This window comes from Streptomyces glaucus, assembly GCF_039533365.1.
Taxonomy (GTDB): domain Bacteria; phylum Actinomycetota; class Actinomycetes; order Streptomycetales; family Streptomycetaceae; genus Streptomyces; species Streptomyces glaucus.
This window is the reverse complement of sequence record NZ_BAAATK010000077.1, coordinates 1-20,118: the sequence shown is the minus strand read 5'-3', so window position 1 is coordinate 20,118 and position 20,118 is coordinate 1. Positions and strand designations below refer to the sequence as shown.

Genomic DNA, 20,118 nt, shown 5'->3' with positions numbered 1-20,118 from the left:
AGCCCCGCACCTTCCGGTGCGGGGCTTTCTGCATTTGGCGTGAAAAGGCAGGGCCGGAAGGCCCGCCCTTTCACAGCCGACCCGCTGCTTTCAGCGCCAGATATGCGTCGGACAGTGCCGGAGCGATCTCGTCCGGTACTGCGTCGACGACCGTGACGCCGTGGCGGCGGAGTTGTTCTGCGGTGCGGTGACGCTCGGCCTGGGCCTGTGCGGCGGCAGCGGCCTCGTACACCGCTTCCGTACTGCCGCGGGCCTTGGCCATCTGGGCGATGTGCGGGTCCGCCACGGACGCCAGCAGAACCGTGTGGCGTTTGGTGAGCTGGGGCAGGACGGGCAGCAGACCCTCCTCGACGGGAGCGGCGTCGAGAGTCGTGAGCAGCACGATCAGGGAACGGCGGGGGGCCGTACGGAGCGCCGCGGCGGTGAGGCCGCGGGCGTCCGTCTCGACGAGTTCGGGTTCCAGCGTCGCCATCGCGCCGACCAGGGACGAAAGGACGTCGCCTGCCGTGCGGCCCTGGACCAGGGCGCGCACTCGGCGGTCGTAGGCGAGCAGGTCCACGCGGTCGCCGGCGCGGGAGGCGAGGGCCGCCAGGAGCAGGGCCGCGTCCATGGCGGCGTCGAGGCGGGGGACGTCGCCGACGCGGCCGGCCGAGGTGCGGCCCGTGTCGAGGACGACAAGAATGTGACGGTCGCGTTCCGGACGCCAGGTGCGTACGGCGACCGCGGACTGGCGGGCCGTGGCACGCCAGTCGATGGAACGGGTGTCGTCACCGGGAACGTACTCCCGCAGACTGTCGAACTCCGTGCCCTCGCCGCGCGTCAGCACACTGGTGCGGCCGTCCAGTTCACGGAGGCGGGCCAGCTTCGCGGGCAGGTGCTTGCGGCTGGTGAAAGGAGGCAGGACGCGTACCGTCCAGGGAACCCTGTGGGTGCCCTGACGGGCGGACAGGCCGAGAGGACCGTAGGAGCGGATCGTCACGCGGTCCGCCTGGCGGTCGCCGCGGCGGGTGGGACGCAGACGGGTGGTGAGGCGGCGGCGCTCGCCGGGCGGGATCGTCAGACGGTGGCGGGAGGCCGCCGTCTCCGTGCCGGGCTGCCAGGCGCTGGGGGGCCAGGCGTCGCGGAGACGGGCACGGAGCGGGCGGCGGGACGGATTGGTGACCGTCAGAGTGACGTCGGCGGTGTCGCCCAGGCGCACGGAGGTGTCGCCGGAGCGCGAGAGGCGCAGACGGCGCACGGGGGCGGCCAGGGCGAAGTCGCAGGCGCAGGCCACTGCCAGGGGAGCGTTGACCGCGAGAACGCCCGTCCAGCTGGGGTCCCAGATGCCGACGGGGAGGGTGCCCAGGGCCGCGAGGAGCGCGGCGCGTCCGGTGACTGCCATCAGCGGGGAACGGGTACGTGGGCGAGGATCGCGTTGATGACGGAGTCGGCCGTCACGCCCTCCATCTCCGCCTCCGGGCGGAGTTGCACCCGGTGGCGGAGGGTGGGCAGGGCCAGTGCCTTGACGTCGTCGGGAATGACGTAGTCGCGGCCCGTGAGCCATGCCCACGCGCGGGAGGTGGCCAGCAGGGCCGTGGCACCGCGGGGGGAGACGCCGAGGGTGAGGGACGGGGACTCGCGGGTGGCCCGGCAGATGTCGACGACGTAGGCGGTGATCTCCGGAGAGACGGTGGTCCTGGCCACCGCCGCGCGGGCCGCCTCCAGATCGGCCGGGCCCGCCACGGGGCGTACGCCGGCGGCGTGCAGGTCACGCGGGTTGAACCCCTCGGCGTGGCGGGTCAGGACGTCGATCTCGTCCTGGCGGGAGGGCAGCGGGATCGTGAGTTTGAGGAGGAAACGATCCAGCTGGGCTTCGGGGAGAGGGTACGTGCCCTCGTACTCGACGGGGTTCTGCGTGGCGGCGACGAGGAACGGCTCGGGGAGGGGGCGGGGAGTGCCGTCGACCGTGACCTGGCGTTCCTCCATGGCCTCGAGGAGGGACGCCTGGGTCTTCGGCGGGGTGCGGTTGATCTCGTCCGCGAGGAGGAGGTTGGTGAAGACGGGGCCGGGCTGGAAGGAGAATTCGGCGGTGCGGGCGTCGTAGACCAAGGAGCCCGTCACGTCGCTCGGCATCAGGTCGGGGGTGAACTGGACACGCTTGGTGCCGACGTCGAGGGCGGCGGCCAGGGCGCGGACGAGCAGGGTCTTGGCGACGCCGGGAACGCCTTCGAGGAGGACGTGGCCGCGGCACAGGAGCGCGACGACGAGTCCGGTCACGGCGGGGTCCTGGCCGACCACGGCCTTGGCGATCTCGGCGCGCAGGGTCTCCAGGGCGGCTCGGGCGTCGCCCGGGTCCCCGGTCCGCCCGGCGTTGTCAGTGGTCGGGTCCATCATGGACGGCGTACCTCTCTTTCGAGGGCGTCGAGTCGGTCGGCGAGGGAGATCAGGGCCGTGTCGTCGCTGGGCGGCGGCCCGAAAAGGAGGGGCTGCAGGGACTGCCCGTCGCCGTGGAGGTGGGCGGACAGCGCGGGGAGCAGGATCTCGGGCGCGTGCGCCTGGGCGACGGGGACGCCTACGAGGGGGGCGAGACGGGTGCGGGTGGCGGAGCGGAGAGCGGCGGCCGCGCGGTCGCGGGCGTTCGCCCTGCGGTAGAGGCGGGCGCGGCCTTCGACGGTTTCGGAGGCACGGATCGCCACGGGGAGTCTCTCGGGCACGAGGGGGCCGAGCCGGCGGGCCCGCCACAGGGCGGCCAGGGCCGCGGCGATGAAGAGCTGCAGCGTGCCCCAGAGCCAGCCCGAGGGGACGAGGTCGAAGAAGTCGCGCTGGTCGTCGGGGTCGATCGCCGCCGCGTCGGAGAGCGAGGGGAGGTACCAGACCACATGGGGGCGGGAGCCGAGGAGCTGGAGGGCGAGCGAGGCGTTGCCCTGCTCGTCGAGGCGGTCGTTGAGGAGGATGTCGGGCGCGCCGAGGACGACGGTGTCGCCCCCGGAGGCCTCCGGGATGTGCAGCAGGGTGGCCAGCCGCGCGCTGGGGTAGCACGCGGTGGCGTCGAGACGGGTGGTGGTGTAGCGCACGCCGCCCGTGTCGGCGGTTCCGGCGCGCCGGGCGGCGGGCAGGTCGCAGTCGGGGGACAGCGTCGAGTCGAGGCTGGTGGCGGGGTCCGCGGTGACGCCGGGGGCGAGCCGCTCGACGGAAGGGCTGCCGGGGGCGACCAGCACGGTGCGGCCGCGGGAGGCGGCGGTCGCGGTGTACAGCCCGGTCTGCTGGCGCGGCGTCAGGATGTCGGGGGCGGCGACCAGGAGGGTGGTGTCCGGGCCGGCCGCGGCGCGGGCCGCGGCCAGGGTGGTGACCACGCGGGTGGCGACGCCCCGGTCGGCGAGGAGTTCGGCGACGGCGCGGCTGCCGTAGGGGTCGGCGGAGCGCGGGTCGAGCTCGCCGTGCCGGGCGTCGGAGCGGATCACGGCGATCGCGACGGCCCCCGCCAGAAGGAGCACGAGGGCGAGGGCGACACCGCGCGCGCGGGTCCAGACCTGGCGGGCGGTGGGCGAGGCCGAGGTGACGGGGAGCGTGCCCTCGGTGGTCATTCGGCGGCTCCCCGGTGGGCGCGGTGGGCCGCCGTGCCGGCGGCGCTGCCGCTGCTCACGAGGTGCGGCTTGGTGCGTTGCAGGTCGCGGTCGAGACCGGCGATGCGGTGGTACGCCTGCTCGGTCGCCGTCCGGCCGCCGTACGTCACGTCGTCGAAGGCCCGGGCGGCGGCGTGGAGCCGGTCGTGGTGGGAGGGCAGGGTGCGGCCGGCTTCCGCGGCGGCCTCGTCGGCGGTGCGGCCGGGGCGGACGTCGAGGAGGGCGCGTTCCTCCAAGGCGCGGACGACGGCCCGCATGCGTTCCTGGACAGCCTGGTTCCAGTGGCCCCGGGCGGCGTGCGCCTCGGCGGCCGCGCGGTGTTCGGCGGCGCTGCGGGGGCGGTCGTCGAACAGGGCGGCGGAGGAGGCGGGCCGGCGGCGCGGAGTGCCGAGGCGCCACCACAGGGCGGCCAGGGCGGCGACGGCGACCAGGACGACGACGACCAGGCCGAGTGTGCCGCCGGGGGCCGCGGTGGAGGCCGCGTCGAACAGCCGGTCGACCCAGTCCCAGAAGGCGTTCAGGGCGCGCTGGAACAGGCTGGGGTCGTTCTCGTGGTACATCCGCTTGGACAGCTCGCGCCGCGCCGCCTCCCGCGCGGGATCGCGCGGGACCGTCACCGGCGGTTCGTCGCCGGGACGCAGCAGCGTGCGTATCGCGGTGCCGGCGGCCTGCGGTATCGCCGGCACCGCGCCGAGCACTCCCCCCGCCGCGCTCACGGCATCAGCTCCCCGGGGTGGCGCCGGGGACGCCGTAGCCCTGGACTCCGGCGGCGCGGGCCAGTTCGAGGTCGAGGGCCTCGCGGCGGATGCGCTGGTCGATGTAGAGCAGCACGGTCACGCCCGCCGAGACCGGGAAGGTGATCATGGAGCCGATCACCGAGCCGATCCCGCTGACGACGAGGAACGCCCAGCCGAGGTCGCCGCTGCCGTCGAGGAAGCCGGCCATGCCGTCGCCGCTGAGGGCCGCGGCGAGGAGGGTGAAGGGGATGACGATGATCGACGCGAGGACGTTCGCGATGATCATGGCGAGCAGCTGTATGCCGAAGACCCGCCACCAGGAGCCGCGCACCAGCTTCGCGGAGCGGCCCATCGCCTTGGTGATGCCCTGCTTCTCCAGCATCAGCGCGGGCGAGGACAGCGAGAAGCGGATCATGAGCCACAGCGCGACGACGGCGGCGCCGAGACTGCCGAGGACGGCGAGCGCGACACCCGCCTCGCCGCCTCCCGCGAACGCCACCAGGATGCCGGGCAGCGAGCCGGCGCCGATGACGCCGAAGGCGATGAGCAGCAGCAGGAAGATCAGGCCGAACAGCTTCGGCACCTGCGGGCGGGCGTCCCGCCAGGCCTCGCCGGTGGTGACCGGCTTGCCGAGCACCGCGCGGCTGGTGACGGTCGTCAGCAGCGCGGTCGCCACGACGGTGCCGATCAGGGCGACCAGGGAGACGACCGCGGAGCTGAGCATGGCGTCGCCCATGGCGCGGCTCAGCTCGCTCAGGGTGGCGCTCGGATCGCTGAGGGCGGCGGTGCTGGTGTCGTCCAGGACGAAGCCCCGGAGCAGGACGACGACGATCTGGGTGAGGACCGCGACGGTCAGCGAGATGCCCAGGACCGTGCGCCAGTGGGCGCGCATGGTGGAGACCGCGCCGTCGAGGATCTCGCCCACGCCGAGCGGGCGGAGCGGGATCACGCCGGGCTTGGCCGCGGGCGGAGGGCCGCCCCAGCCGGCTCCCCAGCCGCCGTGACCGCCGTATCCGCCGCCGGGGGCTCCCGGGGGCGGAGCACCCCAGCCGCCGGGGCCGGGCGGTGGAGGCGGCGGGGTCCGGCCCGGCGGCGGAGGACCGGCCGGCGCGGACCACTGGGCCGGTGGCGGCTGTTCCTCGGACCACTTCGGGCCGGGGTCCGCCGGCTCCGGGCCGGTCTGGTCCGCGGGCTGTGCGGGGTCGGGGCGGTCCACGGGCCCGGCGGGACCGGACGCGCCGGTGCCCTGCCCGTCCGAGGGGGCGGATCCGGGCGAGGCCCAGCCCGGAGTGTCGTTCATCGTCGCTCCTTCACGGTGCCCGTCCGCGGTCGCGGCGGCAGGTTGGCAGCCATCGTGCCATGGGGTGGTCCTCGAAGGACCGGCCGCGGTACGGGCTGCGCACCTTCAATTGTCCGCCGGAAAAGGGGCAGACTGGCCGCATGGCTGATCAGTACGCGCAATCCGGCGAGCACAAGCGGCCGACCGAGATCCCCGCGATCCGTTGGGAAGAGCCCCCCGAAGGTCCGGTGCTGGTCCTTCTCGACCAGACCAGACTCCCGGCCGAGGAGGTCGAGCTGGTGTGCACGGACGCATCCGCGCTGGTGGAGGCGATCCGCTCGCTCGCCGTGCGCGGGGCGCCGCTGCTCGGCATCGCGGGGGCGTACGGCGTCGCGCTCGCCGCCGTGCGGGGCTTCGAGGTGGAGGAGGCGGCGAACGCGCTGGCGGGCGCCCGGCCCACCGCGGTGAACCTCGCCCTCGGCGTCCGCAGGGCCCAGGCCGCCCACCAGGCCGCGCTGGCCAGGACCGGCGACCCCCGGCAGGCGGCCGACGCCGCGCTGGCCGCGGCGCGGGCGCTGCACCGGGAGGACGCCGCGGCCAGCGCCCGGATGGCCGAACACGGCCTGGCGCTGCTGGACGAGCTGCTGCCCGGCGGCGGACACCGCATCCTCACGCACTGCAACACCGGATCGCTGGTGTCCGGCGGCGAGGGCACGGCGTTCGCCGTGGCGCTCGCGGCGCACCGCGCGGGACGGCTCAGGCGGTTGTGGGTGGACGAGACGCGCCCGCTGCTGCAGGGCTCCCGCCTGACGGCGTACGAGGCGGCCCGCAGCGGCATGGCGTACACCTTGCTGACCGACAACGCGGCGGGTTCGCTGTTCGCGGCCGGGGAGGTGGACGCGGTGCTCGTCGGCGCGGACCGGATCGCGGCCGACGGGTCGGTGGCGAACAAGGTGGGGAGCTATCCGCTGGCGGTGCTGGCGCGGTATCACCATGTGCCGTTCATCGTGGTGGCGCCGGTGACGACGGTGGACCCGGACACGCCGGACGGGGCGTCCGTCGAGGTCGAGCAGCGCCCCGGGTACGAGGTGACCGAGGTCACGGTGCCTCAGGTGCCGGTGACGGGAGCGGGCGGCGGGGTCCCGGTGGCGCCGCTGGGGACGCAGGCGTACAACCCGGCGTTCGACGTGACACCGCCCGAGCTGGTGACGGCGATCGTCACCGAGGAGGGCGTGGTCTCGCCGGTGACGGCCGAGGCGCTGGCGCAGGTGTGCGGCCGGGCGCGCCGGGCCGCGGACGGCGGGTGACGCCCGGCTGACCGGCGGGGACGGCCCCTTCGGCCGCGTGGTGCGGGGAGGGGCCGTCCGCTGCGCCGGGGCGGACGGGGCGGACGGGGCGGCGGCCGTGCGCGGAGTCCGGCCGCGGGTGCGCGTGCCGGCGCGGCGGGGCCGACGGTCGTCCCGGCCGTGATGCCGCGGCGGGCGAGGGCAGACAGTGACGGCCCCGTACGACTATCGTCACTGGCCAGTGAGCTACCTCACCAGCGCCTTCGCCGCCGTTATGAGAATGGGATGATGTCGTTTATGAAGGGACGAGTCCTTGTCGTCGACGACGACACCGCACTGGCCGAGATGCTCGGCATCGTGCTGCGTGGTGAGGGTTTCGAGCCGTCTTTCGTAGCCGACGGCGACAAGGCGCTGGCCGCCTTCCGGGAGACCAAGCCCGATCTGGTGCTGCTGGACCTGATGCTGCCCGGGCGGGACGGCATCGAGGTCTGCCGCCTGATCAGGGCGGAGTCCGGGGTGCCGATCGTGATGCTGACGGCCAAGAGCGACACCGTCGACGTCGTCGTGGGCCTGGAGTCGGGCGCCGACGACTACATCGTGAAGCCGTTCAAGCCCAAGGAGCTGGTGGCCCGGATCCGGGCGCGCCTGCGCAGGTCGGAGGAGCCGGCGCCGGAGCAGCTGGCCATCGGTGACCTGGTCATCGACGTGGCCGGTCACTCCGTGAAGCGGGACGGGCAGCCGATCGCGCTGACGCCGCTGGAGTTCGACCTGCTGGTGGCGCTGGCCCGCAAGCCGTGGCAGGTGTTCACGCGCGAGGTGCTCCTCGAGCAGGTGTGGGGCTACCGGCACGCGGCGGACACCCGGCTGGTCAACGTGCACGTGCAGCGGCTGCGGTCCAAGGTCGAGAAGGACCCGGAGAAGCCGGAGATCGTGGTGACCGTCCGCGGTGTCGGTTACAAGGCCGGGCCGAGCTGACATGTCCGGGGACAGTGCCGCTTCGGCTCCCGGCCGGTCCGGGGCCCGCGGGGGGCGGCCTGTCGGCCGGAAGGCGGCGGGCTCCCGCTGGGGCCGGCTCCTGGAGAGCGGGCTGCTGCAGGGCGGGGTCCAGGGCAGCCCGGTGGTCCGGCTGCTCATGCGCTGGATACGCCGGCCGCTGCTGCCCGTGATGCGGCTGTGGCGGCGCAACATCCAGCTCAGGGTCGTCGCCACGACCCTGCTGATGTCGCTGGGCGTCGTGCTGCTGCTGGGCTTCGTCGTCATCGGGCAGGTCCGCAACGGCCTGCTGGACGCCAAGGTGAAGGCCTCGCAGAGCCAGGCCACCGGCGGGTTCGCGGTGGCCCGGCAGAGGGCCGACGAGGCGGCCGACGGCAGCGGTGACGACGGCGCGGCGGTGGACGGCCGTCCGCCGCAGAACGTCATCCAGTGGATGAGCGATCTGGTGGAGTCGCTGTCCAGCGGCGGCCAGGGCGCGTTCGACGTGGTCACGCTGCCCGCGGGCGACGACAGCGGCGGCGGGCGCGGCCCGCGCGCCTCCGGCTACGTGGACCCGTCGGCCAGCGTGCCCGAGGACCTGCGCGAGCGGGTCGACAGCAGCACGGCCGCCGCCCAGAGCTACACCCGCATCGTCTACAGCTCCGACAAGGAGTCCCAGCCGGCCCTGGTCATCGGCAAGCGGGTCAACGACCCGAACGGCGAGCCCTATCAGCTGTACTACCTCTTCCCGCTGACGCAGGAGGAGAAGTCGCTCAGCCTGGTCAAGGGGACGCTGGCGACGGCCGGCCTCTTCGTCGTCGTCCTCCTCGGGGCCATCGCCTGGCTGGTGGTGCGGCAGGTCGTCACGCCCGTGCGGATGGCGGCCGGCATCGCCGAGCGGCTGTCCGCCGGGCGGCTGCAGGAGCGGATGAAGGTCACCGGCGAGGACGACATCGCGCGGCTCGGCGAGGCCTTCAACAAGATGGCGCAGAACCTGCAGGGGAAGATCAACCAGCTGGAGGACCTGTCGCGCATGCAGCGGCGGTTCGTCTCGGACGTGTCGCACGAGCTGCGGACGCCGCTGACGACCGTGCGGATGGCCGCCGACGTGATTCACGAGGCGCGGGAGGACTTCGACCCGGTGACCGCGCGGTCGGCGGAACTGCTCGCCGACCAGCTGGACCGGTTCGAGTCACTGCTCGCCGACCTGCTGGAGATCAGCCGCTTCGACGCGGGCGCGGCGGCGCTGGAGGCGGAGCCGGTGGACCTGCGGGACGTCGTCCGGCGGGTCGTCGACGGCGCCGAGCCGCTCGCCGAGCGCAAGGGCAGCCGGATACGGATCGTGGGCGACCAGCAGCCCGTCGTCGCCGAGGCCGACGCCCGGCGCGTGGAGCGCATCCTGCGCAACCTCGTCGTCAACGCCGTCGAGCACGGCGAGGGCCGGGACGTCGTCGTCAAGCTCGCCGCGGCCGGCGGCGCCGTCGCGGTCGCGGTGCGCGACTACGGGGTCGGGCTCAAGCCCGGCGAGGCGACGCGGGTCTTCAACCGCTTCTGGCGGGCCGACCCGGCACGCGCGCGCACCACCGGCGGCACCGGCCTCGGGCTGTCGATCGCCCTGGAGGACGCGCGGCTGCACGGCGGCTGGCTGCAGGCGTGGGGCGAGCCGGGCGGCGGCTCGCAGTTCCGGCTGACGCTGCCGCGGACCGCGGACGAGCCGCTGCGGGGCTCCCCGATACCGCTGGAGCCCAAGGACTCGCGCCGCAACCGCGGACCGGACGGCGCCGGTGCCTCGTCCGGCGGCGACAGGGCCGTCAGCGTGCCGGCGCAGCAGTCGGCCGGGCAGGCCGCGCCGCCGCGGCCGGCCCGCGACCCGATCGGGCCGCGGCCGGCCGCCGTGGCCCCCGCGGCCGACCCGACGGCCCTGCCCGGCAACGGCGCGCGCGTGGTGCCCCGCCCCGTCTCCGGCGCCCGGCGGCAGGACGACACGCAGGGGACCCGTACGGACACGGGGCCGGAGGACTCGGACAGGCAAGGGGAGGCATTTCGTGGGCGCTGACCGCGAGGGGGGCGTCCGGCGGGGGCCGGTGCGCGCGGCGGCGTACGCCGTCTCGGGCGTCGTCCTGCTGGCGGGGTGCGCCTCGATGCCCGACAGCGGGGATCTGCGGGGCGTGGAGTCCACGCCCCGCCAGGACACGCAGGTACGGGTGTTCGCCATGCCGCCGCCGGAGGACGCCTCGGCCCCGGACATCGTGCAGGGCTTCCTGGAGGCGCTGACCAGCGACGATCCGCACTACGAGACGGCCCGCAAGTACCTCACCCCCGAGGCCGCGCGGACGTGGCGGCCGGAGCTGTCCATCACCGTGCTCGCCGACGGGCCGGGCACCGAACCCGACCACATGGGGAACCGGGACGAGATCGACGACTACTCGCTCACCCTGACCGGCACCAGGGTCGCCACGGTGGACGCCCAGCAGGCGTACACGCCCGCCGACGGACCGTACAGCCAGCCGGTGCACCTCAGGCGGGACAAGGAGAGCGGGCAGTGGCGCATCGACGTGCCGCCGCGCGGCATCGTCATGGGCAAGTCGGACTTCCAGCGCAACTACATGTCCGTCAACAAGTACTACTTCGCGTCGAACGCCGCCGCGGACCCGCGGACCGGCGCGGGCGCTCAGCCCGCGCTCGTCGCCGACCCGGTCTACGTGCGCGAGCGCGTCGACCCCATGACCCAGGTGGTGCGCTCCGTCCTCAACGGACCCACCAGCCTGCTCCGGCCCGTGGTCAGGTCGAGCTTCCCCACCGGCACGGGGCTGCGGAAGGGCGTCACCGCGCTGACGCCCGACGACCGGAACAAGCTGACCGTCCCGCTCGACGCGAAGGCCGCCCGGGTCGGCCCGGACACGTGCGACGAGATGGCGGCCCAGCTGCTGTTCACGCTGCGGAACCTCACGCCGGCCGTGGACGAGGTCGAGCTGCTCGCGGGCGACGAGCAGCTGTGCTCGCTCGCCGAGGAGCGGGCCGGGGCCGTCGCGACCCACGGAGCGGCGCAGCACCCCGACAACCTGTACTTCCTCGACGGCGACCACCGCCTGGTGCGGATCCCGGCGGGCAGCCCCGCCACCAGGCCGGAACCGGTGCCGGGGGCGCTGGGCGAGGGCGAGAGGCCGCTCAGGTCGGTGGCGGTCTCCCGCGACGAGCACGCCGCGGCCGGTGTCGCCCTCGACGGCGGGGCGCTGTACGTCGGGTCGCTGGCGGCCGGCGGTTCGCTCGGCGAACCCGTCCTGGTCAGCGAAGGCGGCACGGAGCAGGACCGGCTGACGCCGCCCAGCTGGGACGCGCGGGGCGACCTGTGGGTGGCCGACCGCGACCCCGACGACCCGCGGCTGCTCCTGCTGCCGGGCGGCGACGGCGAGCCGGTGGAGGCCGGGACCCCGGGCCTGGACGGACGTGTCCAGGCCGTACGGGTGGCCGCCGACGGGGTGCGGATCGCGCTCGTCGTGGAGAAGGACGGCAAGGGCTCCCTGTTCGTCGGGCGGATCGAACGGGAGCGCGGGAGCGGCGGGCGGCCGGCGGTCACCGTGCGCGAACTGCGCGCCGCCACGCCCGGGCTGGAGGAGGTCACGGCCATGGCCTGGGCCGGTGACAGCCGGCTGGTGGTGGTCGGGCGCGAGCACGGGGGCGTGCAGCAGCTGCGCTACGTCCAGGTCGACGGCTCCGTGCCGGAGGCCCCGGCGCCGGCCGCCCTGACCGGGGTGAAGGAGATCGCCGCGTCCGAGGACGACCGGGTGCCGATGGTCGCCCACTCGGACGACGGCATCGTCCGGCTGCCGTCCGGGACGCAGTGGCAGAAGGTCACGGAGGGCACGGCGCCGGTCTATCCGGGGTGAGGCGCCGACGGAGGCGGCCGCTTCCGCCGGGTCCCCGGCGGAAGCGGCCGCCTCCGTTCCGGGGCCGCGGGGTCCTTCCGGGCGGGGGGCCGCCGCCGTTCCCGAGGGTGCGGGGCGGTCGTCCACAGGGGGTTTTCCACAGGGGTGGCCGGTGGGGGCGGGCGTCGGCACAGTGGTGGCCATGCGGGAGTGGTGGCGGGATCTCACGGACCTGGTGCTGCCGGCCGAGTGCGGCGGCTGCGGGGCGCCTCGTACGGTGCTCTGCCCGCAGTGCCGTGCGGCCCTGAGCGGGGCCGCGCCGCGCCGGGTGCGGCCGGTGCCGGAACCGCCCGGACTGCCGGCGGTGCACGCGGCGGCCCGGTACGCGGACGAGGTGCGGGCCGTGCTTCTGGCCCACAAGGAACGGGGCGCGCTGCCGCTCGCGGGGCCGCTCGGCGCGGCTCTGGCGGGAGCGGTGCGGGCCGGGCTGGGCGAGGCCCGCGCGCGGGGCGGCGGTACGGCGTCCGGGGGCGCCGGTGCGCCGGTGCTGCTCGTGCCCGTTCCGTCCGCGCGTGCGGTGGTGCGGGCCCGGGGACACGATCCGGCGCGGCGGATCGCGCTCGCGGCGGCGGGTGAGCTGCGGCGGACCGGGACGGCCGCCCGGGTGACCGCCGTGCTGCGGCAGCGGCGTGCGGTGGCCGATCAGGCGGGGCTCGGCTTCCGGCAGCGGCTGGCCAATCTGGCGGGCGCCCTGGCGGTGGCCCCCGGTGGTGCCCGCCTGCTCGCCGCCGGCCCGGTCGTGCTCGTCGACGACCTGATGACGACGGGCGCGTCCCTGGCGGAGGCGGCCCGGGCGGTACGGGCGGCGACGGCGGCGGGCGCGGCCCCGTATGACCGGAGCACGGGGCCGGACACGTACGGAACAGCGGCGGCGGCCGTGTACATGGGTCCGGGACGGGAAGTCGGAGGGGAACGGAGAGCCGGAGCGGCAAAAGCGGTCACCGGCCGGTGGCCCGCCGGTCCGGGGACGACGGCGAGCGGAAACGGGGACATGATCCGTGACGAGATCCCTGGCGAGACCCGCGACGAGATCCGAAAGGAGACCGGGGACGACTTCGACGTGATCTGCGCGGCCGTGGTCGCGGCGTCACCGGATTCCTTCGAAATAAACCGGAACCGGCTGAGATCTTGAATCGTTGCAGGCATTGAGAGAACCAAAACACCTGAACGGAGGTATGCCGCAGGAGAGGGTGACGACATCCGTCCGGGCGAGATATGTTCGGTTGTGAGGGAAAGCCGCAGGCCACGCCCCTCTGATCGGAATGCCGCGCTGCGGGTTTTTTCATAATCACCCGTGCCGGTGGAGTGGAGATCCCGCCCATGGGGGAGGAGGTGGACGTCACCGAGTCCGAGGTTCCGGGCTCGCCGGAACCTGGTGCGAAAAGGGAGATGCTCCGCCACCGATGCGGAGCGATCCGGGAACGGAGTTCTGCGTGGACATCGTCGTCAAGGGCCGCAAGACCGAGGTGCCCGAGCGGTTCCGGAAGCACGTGGCCGAGAAGCTGAAGCTGGAGAAGATCCAGAAGCTCGATGGCAAGGTGATCAGCCTCGACGTCGAGGTGTCCAAGGAGCCCAACCCCCGACAGGCCGACCGCTGCGACCGAGTGGAGATCACGCTCCGCTCCCGCGGTCCGGTGATCCGGGCGGAGGCGGCGGCGAGCGATCCGTACGCGGCGCTCGACCTGGCGGCGGAGAAGCTGGGCGCCCGGCTGCGCAAGCAACACGACAAGCGGTTCTCGCGCCGTGGCGCGCGCCGGATCCCGGCCGCGGAGGTCGCCGACCACGTCCCGGACGCGGCGACGCTCGACGGAAACGGGGCGGCGGCTCCCCAGCAGGAGCCGGAGGCCGTGCCCACCAAGAAGATCGGCTCGCTGGAAGTACAGGGCGAGGGCCCCCTCGTCGTCCGCGAGAAAACCCACGTCGCCGCCCCCATGACCCTCGACCAGGCGCTCTACGAGATGGAGCTGGTCGGGCACGACTTCTACCTGTTCATCGACTCCGAGACCAAGGAACCCAGCGTCGTCTACCGGCGGCACGCCTACGACTACGGCGTGATCCACCTCAGGACGGACACGATGGTCACCCAGGCGCACTCCCCCGAGGCGGGCGGCGCGCTCGGCGGCTGACCCGCGCGGGGTGACAGCTCGACCGGTGCCCCTGGAGCGCGTGTGCGCCCCCAGGGGCACCGGCGTGCGACCACTCGGCGTCCCGCTCGGTCGCCCCGGTGTCACCCGGGCATGAAATCATGGCCGCAACGGCCCAACGGGTGGGTCGTTGCCTTGCGTTGGCGATGGCTCAGGACCACAGCCACAGCCTTCAGGGGGAGGAACGATGGCGGACAGCTTCGGACCGGCGCGGGACGAGGATGCCGACGGCCGCGTCGCCGGCACGGGCCCGGACGCGGGCACTCCACGCAAGGAGCCGATCAGAGTCCTTGTCGTGGACGACCACGCCCTGTTCCGCCGCGGCCTGGAGATCGTGCTCGCGGCCGAGGAGGACATCCAGGTCGTCGGAGAGGCGGGCGACGGCGCCGAGGCCGTCGAGAAGGCCGCCGACCTGCTGCCGGACATCGTTCTGATGGATGTGCGGATGCCCAGGCGGGGCGGGATCGAGGCGTGCACCTCCATCAAGGAGGTGGCCCCCAGCGCCAAGATCATCATGCTGACGATCAGCGACGAGGAAGCCGACCTCTACGACGCGATCAAGGCGGGTGCGACCGGCTACCTCCTCAAGGAGATCTCCACCGACGAGGTGGCCACCGCCATCCGGGCGGTGGCCGACGGGCAGTCGCAGATCAGCCCGTCCATGGCGTCCAAGCTGCTCACCGAGTTCAAGTCGATGATCCAGCGGACCGACGAGCGCCGTCTCGTGCCCGCGCCGCGCCTGACGGACCGCGAGCTGGAAGTCCTCAAACTCGTCGCCACCGGAATGAACAACCGGGACATCGCCAAGGAACTGTTCATTTCCGAGAACACCGTGAAGAACCACGTGCGCAACATCCTGGAGAAGCTGCAGCTGCACTCCAGGATGGAAGCGGTGGTGTACGCGATGCGGGAGAAGATCCTCGAAATCCGCTGACTCCGCACCGGTATGCGCGTCATGCCGGCAGGCGGGCCAGTTCCCGCGTGAGCGGCTCGCGCAGTTCCGGCGCGTCGACCCGCTCCACCCGCACATCCGCGCAGTCCACCCAGCTCGCCGCCTCCAGCAGGGCCCGGGCCACCGCGGGAACCGCCTTCGGACCGTCCAGCGCGACCTGCCGGGCCACCAGCGTGCGGCCCTCGCGGGCCGGATCGACCCGGCCGACGAGACGCCCGCCGGCCAGGACCGGCATCGCGAAGTAGCCGTACACCCGCTTGTGCCGGGGGACGTAGGCCTCCAGGCGGTGGGTGAAGCCGAAGATCCGCTCCGTGCGCGCCCGCTCCCAGACCAGGGAGTCGAAGGGGGACAGCAGCGTCGTGCGGTGGCGTCCGCGCGGAGGCGTCTCCAGGGCCGCGGGGTCGGCCCAGGCCGGCTTGGACCAGCCCTCCACCGCGACCGGGACCAGGCCCGAGTCCGCGATCACCGCGTCGACCTGCTCGCCCTTGAGGCGGTGGTAGTCCGCGATGTCGGCGCGCGTGCCGACGCCCAGCGCCTGGCCGGCCAGGCGGACCAGGCGGCGCAGGCACTCCGCGTCGTCCAGCTCGTCGTGCAGCAGGGCGTCCGGGACGGCGCGCTCGGCGAGGTCGTACACCCGTTTCCAGCCGCGGCGCTCGACGCACACCACCTCGCCGTACATCAGGGCGCGCTCGACGGCGACCTTGGTGGCGGACCAGTCCCACCACTCGCCGGTCCTCTTGGCGCCGCCCAGCTCGGTCGCCGTCAGCGGGCCCTCGGCGCGGAGCTGCTTGATGACCTGCTCGTAGACGCCGTCGGGGAGTTCGTGGTGCCAGTGGGGGCGGTCGCGGTAGGCGCGGCGGCGGAACGCGAAGTGGGGCCACTCCTCGATCGGCAGGATGCAGGCGGCGTGGGACCAGTACTCGAAGGCGTGGGGGCGGGCCGGGGACGCGCCGGCGGACCGGGGCTTCCAGTAGGCGTCCTCCACGGCCTTGCGGCCCACCGCGCCGAGGCGGGCGTACGGCACCAGTTCGTGGGAGCGGGCGAGGACCGAGATGGTGTCGAGCTGCACCGCGCCGAGCCGGCGGAGGACGCCGCGGACGCCGGCCCCGCGGTTCGGACTGCCCAGGAAGCCCTGCGCGCGCAGGACGACACGGCGGGCTTCGTCTGCGGAGAGTTCCGTGATGGGGCGCGGAAGGGTCGTCATGGCTCCGCACGATAAGGGGTGGCACCGACAGCCCGTGGTGGCCTGCGGACACGTCACGACGGTCGCGCGGGCGCCGGCAGGTACGGGGTCGTCGACGGGAGGGCCAGGTCCGAGGGGAGCAGGGAGCCCACCCAGCAGTCCCGCCGCACCCCCTTGTTGTCGATCGCGGAGCGCAGGGTGCCCTCGAGGGTGAAGCCGGCGCGTTCCGCCACCGCGCGGGAGGGAGCGCGCGGTGCGCGGGAGGGAGCCGGGCGACCCGGCGGGGGCGGGGAACGGGGCGGCACCGTGCGTGAGGAATTGATCACGCATCGCGCAATTCGCCGGGGTGATGCGGCACCATCCGAGGGGCCCGGACGTTGTCCCCGGTGAAGCAGGAGCGAGAAAAGAAATGCAGCAGCGGACGGTCGCCGTCACCGCGGGCCCTCCCGGCGCGGCGGGGTCCTCGCATACGATGGCCGTTGCTCAGTAAGTCAAGTGGTAACCGACCGTCCCAGGCCCGACCGGCAAGGAGACCAACCCCCGTGTCCGTCCTCTCGAAGATCATGCGTGCAGGCGAAGGCAAGATCCTGCGCAAGCTGCACCGCATCGCGGACCAGGTCAACTCCATCGAAGAGGACTTCGTCGACCTCTCCGACGCCGAGCTGCGGGCCCTCACCGACGAGTACAAGCAGCGGTACGCCGACGGCGAGAGCCTGGACGACCTGCTGCCCGAGGCGTTCGCCACCGTCCGGGAGGCCGCCAAGCGCGTCCTGGGCCAGCGGCACTACGACGTCCAGCTGATGGGCGGCGCCGCCCTGCACATGGGCTACGTGGCCGAGATGAAGACCGGTGAGGGCAAGACCCTGGTCGGCACGCTCCCCGCGTATCTGAACGCCCTCTCCGGCGAAGGCGTCCACATCGTCACGGTCAACGACTACCTGGCCGAGCGCGACTCCGAGATGATGGGCCGCGTCCACCGGTTCCTCGGGCTGAGCGTCGGCTGCATCCTCGCCAGCATGACGCCGGCCCAGCGCCGTGAGCAGTACGCGTGCGACATCACCTACGGCACGAACAACGAGTTCGGCTTCGACTACCTGCGCGACAACATGGCGTGGTCGAAGGAGGAGCTGGTCCAGCGCGGCCACAACTTCGCCATCGTCGACGAGGTCGACTCCATCCTCATCGACGAGGCCCGTACGCCGCTGATCATCTCCGGCCCGGCCGACCAGGCCACCAAGTGGTACGGCGACTTCGCCAAGCTGGTCAAGCGCCTCAAGCGCGGCGAGCCCGGCAACCCGCTCAAGGGCATCGAGGAGACCGGCGACTACGACGTCGACGAGAAGAAGCGCACGGTCGCCATCCACGAGTCCGGCGTCCAGAAGGTCGAGGACTGGCTGGGCATCGACAACCTCTACGAGTCGGTGAACACCCCGCTCGTGGGCTACCTGAACAACGCCATCAAGGCCAAGGAGCTCTTCAAGCGCGACAAGGACTACGTCGTCATCGACGGCGAGGTCATGATCGTCGACGAGCACACCGGCCGTATCCTCGCCGGCCGCCGCTACAACGAGGGCATGCACCAGGCGATCGAGGCGAAGGAAGGGGTGGAGATCAAGGACGAGAACCAGACGCTCGCCACGATCACCCTCCAGAACTTCTTCCGCCTCTACAACAAGCTCTCCGGCATGACCGGTACGGCGATGACCGAGGCCGCCGAGTTCCACCAGATCTACAAGCTCGGCGTGGTCCCGATCCCGACCAACAAGCCGATGATCCGCAAGGACCGCTCGGACCTGATCTACCGCACCGAGGTCGCCAAGTTCGAGGCGGTCGTCGACGACATCGAGGAGAAGCACCGCAAGGGCCAGCCGATCCTCGTCGGCACCACCTCCGTCGAGAAGTCCGAGTACCTCTCGCAGCAGCTCAGCAAGCGCGGCATCCAGCACGAGGTGCTCAACGCCAAGCACCACGAGCGCGAGGCGCAGATCGTCGCCCAGGCCGGCCGCAAGGGCGCCGTGACGGTGGCCACCAACATGGCCGGCCGCGGTACGGACATCAAGCTCGGCGGCAACCCCGAGGACCTCGCCGAGGCGGAGCTGCGCCAGCGCGGCCTCGACCCCGAGGAGCACATCGAGGAGTGGGCCGCGGCCCTGCCCGAGGCGCTCAAGCGCGCCGAGGAGGCGGTCAAGGCCGAGAAGGAGGAGGTCGAGAAGCTCGGCGGCCTCTACGTGCTGGGCACCGAGCGGCACGAGTCGCGGCGGATCGACAACCAGCTGCGCGGCCGCTCCGGCCGTCAGGGCGACCCGGGCGAGTCCCGCTTCTACCTCTCGCTCGGCGACGACCTGATGCGGCTGTTCAAGGCCCAGATGGTCGAGCGCGTGATGTCGATGGCGAACGTCCCCGACGACGTGCCGATCGAGAACAAGATGGTCACGCGCGCGATCGCCTCCGCCCAGGCGCAGGTCGAGACGCAGAACTTCGAGACCCGCAAGAACGTCCTGAAGTACGACGAGGTCCTCAACCGGCAGCGCGAGGTCATCTACGGCGAGCGGCGCCGCGTCCTGGAGGGCGAGGACCTGCACGAGCAGATCCAGCACTTCATGGACGACACCATCGACGCCTACGTCCAGGCCGAGACCTCCGAGGGCTTCCCCGAGGACTGGGACCTGGATCGGCTGTGGGGCGCGTTCAAGCAGCTCTACCCGTGCAAGGTGACCATCGAGGAGCTGGAGGAGGCGGCCGGCGACCGGGCCGGGCTCACCGCCGAGTTCATCGCCGAGTCCATCAAGGACGACATCCACCAGCAGTACGAGGCGCGCGAGGCGCAGCTCGGCTCCGAGATCATGCGGGAGCTGGAGCGCCGGGTCGTGCTGTCGGTGCTGGACCGCAAGTGGCGCGAGCACCTCTACGAGATGGACTACCTCCAGGAGGGCATCGGCCTGCGCGCCATGGCGCAGAAGGACCCGCTGGTCGAGTACCAGCGGGAGGGCTTCGACATGTTCCAGGCCATGATGGACGGCATCAAGGAGGAGTCCGTCGGCTACCTGTTCAACCTGGAGGTCCAGGTCGAGCAGCAGGTCGAGGAGGTCCCGGTCGAGGAGGCCAAGCCGGTGGCCGACCTGGAGAAGCACGACGCGGTGCCGGCGCAGGCGGGGTCGCGGCCGGAGATCCGGGCCAAGGGGCTCGACGTCCCGCAGCGGCGGAACCTGCATCTGTCCGCGCCGACCGTGGACGGCGAGGGCGGCACCATCGAGCGGGACTTCACCACCGACGAGGAGCCGGTGCGCAGCGAGGCCGACGGTCTCACGCGCGCGGAGCGCCGCAAGCAGGCCAAGGGGCGGCGCCGCAAGAAGTGACGGACGCTCCCCGCGGAGCGGCGCGCGGCGAGGGGCCGGGACACCCGAGGGTGCCCGGCCCCTCGGCCTGTCCGCCGCGGCGCCCCGGCGGGATCCGCCGGGATCCGCGGGATTCAGTCGGCGGGCGGGCGGGGCGGGCGCGGACCGCCCAGTTCCACCGCCGTGCAGCGCCAGCGCAGGTCCTGGCCGCGCTCCAGGCGGAAGGCCATGGCGCGCAGCTGGTCCCCGGCGCCGATACGGGCGAAGGCCTCGACGGCCCCGGGGCGCGGGACGTAGTAGCCGATGTCGCGGACGACGGGGCGGGTGCCGCGGGTGCGCAGGGGGCCGCGTTCGGCGAGCCAGGCCAGGTCGTCGTAGGCGCGGCCCGCCGTGTGGCGGAGCATCGAGTGCACGGGGCGCCGGCCGCTCAGGACGGCGAGCAGCAGCTCGGCGAAGACGTCGGTGGGCCGGGGCCGCGGTCCGGGCGGGACCGTCCCGCGCGGGGCGGGGGCGCCGCTCCGGGGCGCCGTGGGCGGCCGGGTGTCCAGGGGCCTCGTACGGGTGCGCGGGGCCGTGCCGGGGGACCCGGGCGGGCGGCGGCCGTCCGCGGACGCGTGGGGCGGGGTGCCGCCGGGAGCGCGGGTCGGTCCGCCGCCGGCGGTGCGGGGCGGCGCGCCGCCCGGGCGGGGCGGATCGCGGCGG

Annotated in this window: 15 protein-coding genes and 1 pseudogene; 8 read left to right on the top strand and 8 right to left on the bottom strand. The window is 73.5% G+C overall.

What is annotated here, in order from left to right:
• Positions 1-70: 70 nt before the first annotated feature.
• The 5 genes from ABD363_RS30710 to ABD363_RS30690 are packed head-to-tail and all read right to left on the bottom strand — an operon-like array spanning position 71 to position 5,639.
• Positions 71-1,381, bottom strand: coding sequence for a DUF58 domain-containing protein (locus tag ABD363_RS30710; protein WP_344609505.1), 1,311 nt, complete (start codon positions 1,379-1,381; stop codon positions 71-73).
• Positions 1,381-2,370 (bottom strand): AAA family ATPase, encoded by a 990-nt coding sequence (locus ABD363_RS30705; protein ID WP_344609504.1) that lies wholly within the window; start codon positions 2,368-2,370, stop codon positions 1,381-1,383. Before ABD363_RS30705 ends, ABD363_RS30710 begins: the two co-directional genes overlap by 1 nt.
• Complete coding sequence (locus ABD363_RS30700; RefSeq protein ID WP_344609502.1) at positions 2,370-3,563, bottom strand: DUF4350 domain-containing protein; 1,194 nt, start codon at positions 3,561-3,563, stop codon at positions 2,370-2,372. The genes ABD363_RS30705 and ABD363_RS30700 overlap by 1 nt, the downstream gene beginning before the upstream one ends.
• Positions 3,560-4,318, bottom strand: a complete 759-nt coding sequence (locus ABD363_RS30695; RefSeq protein WP_344609501.1) for a DUF4129 domain-containing protein — start codon at positions 4,316-4,318, stop codon at positions 3,560-3,562. The genes ABD363_RS30700 and ABD363_RS30695 overlap by 4 nt, the downstream gene beginning before the upstream one ends.
• A gap of 4 nt (positions 4,319-4,322) precedes the next feature.
• Positions 4,323-5,639, bottom strand: a complete 1,317-nt coding sequence (locus ABD363_RS30690; RefSeq protein ID WP_344609499.1) for a DUF7847 domain-containing protein — start codon at positions 5,637-5,639, stop codon at positions 4,323-4,325.
• A gap of 140 nt (positions 5,640-5,779) precedes the next feature.
• Here ABD363_RS30690 and mtnA point away from each other — a divergent pair, with 140 nt between their 5' ends.
• The 7 genes from mtnA (at position 5,780) to ABD363_RS30655 (ending at position 14,880) form a co-directional block, all read left to right on the top strand.
• Positions 5,780-6,925, top strand: coding sequence for an S-methyl-5-thioribose-1-phosphate isomerase (gene mtnA / locus ABD363_RS30685; protein ID WP_344609497.1), 1,146 nt, complete (start codon positions 5,780-5,782; stop codon positions 6,923-6,925).
• Between the two features lie 264 nt (positions 6,926-7,189).
• A complete protein-coding gene (gene mtrA, locus ABD363_RS30680; RefSeq protein WP_344609495.1) occupies positions 7,190-7,879 on the top strand; it encodes a two-component system response regulator MtrA in 690 nt (229 codons plus the stop codon).
• A gap of 1 nt (position 7,880) precedes the next feature.
• Positions 7,881-9,932: an MtrAB system histidine kinase MtrB gene (gene mtrB, locus ABD363_RS30675; protein WP_344609493.1), complete on the top strand. Its 2,052-nt coding sequence runs from the start codon at positions 7,881-7,883 to the stop codon at positions 9,930-9,932.
• Entirely contained in the window at positions 9,922-11,763 is a 1,842-nt protein-coding gene (locus ABD363_RS30670; RefSeq protein WP_344609491.1) for an LpqB family beta-propeller domain-containing protein, read from the top strand. The genes mtrB and ABD363_RS30670 overlap by 11 nt, the downstream gene beginning before the upstream one ends.
• A 181-nt stretch (positions 11,764-11,944) precedes the next feature.
• Positions 11,945-12,934, top strand: a complete 990-nt coding sequence (locus ABD363_RS30665) for a ComF family protein (RefSeq protein WP_344609489.1) — start codon at positions 11,945-11,947, stop codon at positions 12,932-12,934.
• 301 nt (positions 12,935-13,235) lie between these two features.
• Positions 13,236-13,928: a ribosome hibernation-promoting factor, HPF/YfiA family gene (gene hpf, locus ABD363_RS30660; RefSeq protein ID WP_344609487.1), complete on the top strand. Its 693-nt coding sequence runs from the start codon at positions 13,236-13,238 to the stop codon at positions 13,926-13,928.
• A gap of 205 nt (positions 13,929-14,133) precedes the next feature.
• On the top strand, positions 14,134-14,880 hold the full coding sequence (locus ABD363_RS30655) for a response regulator (RefSeq protein ID WP_344609485.1): 747 nt from the start codon (positions 14,134-14,136) through the stop codon (positions 14,878-14,880).
• Between the two features lie 19 nt (positions 14,881-14,899).
• On the opposite strand, the gene ABD363_RS30650 is transcribed toward ABD363_RS30655, so the two are convergent.
• Complete coding sequence (locus ABD363_RS30650) at positions 14,900-16,102, bottom strand: winged helix-turn-helix domain-containing protein (protein ID WP_344609483.1); 1,203 nt, start codon at positions 16,100-16,102, stop codon at positions 14,900-14,902.
• A gap of 53 nt (positions 16,103-16,155) precedes the next feature.
• Positions 16,156-16,323 (bottom strand): annotated as a pseudogene (locus ABD363_RS30645) (GNAT family N-acetyltransferase); the annotation flags it as partial.
• Between the two features lie 300 nt (positions 16,324-16,623).
• On the opposite strand from ABD363_RS30645, the gene secA reads away from it, so the two are divergent.
• A complete protein-coding gene (secA, locus tag ABD363_RS30640) occupies positions 16,624-19,437 on the top strand; it encodes a preprotein translocase subunit SecA (RefSeq protein ID WP_344609481.1) in 2,814 nt (937 codons plus the stop codon).
• 113 nt (positions 19,438-19,550) lie between these two features.
• Here the strand turns inward: secA and ABD363_RS30635 are convergent.
• Positions 19,551-20,118: Rv3235 family protein (locus ABD363_RS30635; protein ID WP_344609479.1), on the bottom strand; the 568-nt coding region annotated here is incomplete at its 5' end.

Bases quoted from the DNA above. Each gene is read 5' to 3' on its own strand.
- ABD363_RS30710 (WP_344609505.1), bottom strand. From the start codon at position 1,381: ATGGCAGTCACCGGACGCGCCGCGCTCCTCGCGGCCCTGGGCACCCTC.
- ABD363_RS30705 (WP_344609504.1), bottom strand. From the start codon at position 2,370: ATGGACCCGACCACTGACAACGCCGGGCGGACCGGGGACCCGGGCGAC.
- ABD363_RS30700 (WP_344609502.1), bottom strand. From the start codon at position 3,563: ATGACCACCGAGGGCACGCTCCCCGTCACCTCGGCCTCGCCCACCGCC.
- ABD363_RS30690 (WP_344609499.1), bottom strand. From the start codon at position 5,639: ATGAACGACACTCCGGGCTGGGCCTCGCCCGGATCCGCCCCCTCGGAC.
- mtnA (WP_344609497.1), top strand. From the start codon at position 5,780: ATGGCTGATCAGTACGCGCAATCCGGCGAGCACAAGCGGCCGACCGAG.
- mtrA (WP_344609495.1), top strand. From the start codon at position 7,190: ATGATGTCGTTTATGAAGGGACGAGTCCTTGTCGTCGACGACGACACC.
- mtrB (WP_344609493.1), top strand. From the start codon at position 7,881: ATGTCCGGGGACAGTGCCGCTTCGGCTCCCGGCCGGTCCGGGGCCCGC.
- ABD363_RS30665 (WP_344609489.1), top strand. From the start codon at position 11,945: ATGCGGGAGTGGTGGCGGGATCTCACGGACCTGGTGCTGCCGGCCGAG.
- ABD363_RS30655 (WP_344609485.1), top strand. From the start codon at position 14,134: ATGGCGGACAGCTTCGGACCGGCGCGGGACGAGGATGCCGACGGCCGC.
- ABD363_RS30650 (WP_344609483.1), bottom strand. From the start codon at position 16,102: ATGACGACCCTTCCGCGCCCCATCACGGAACTCTCCGCAGACGAAGCC.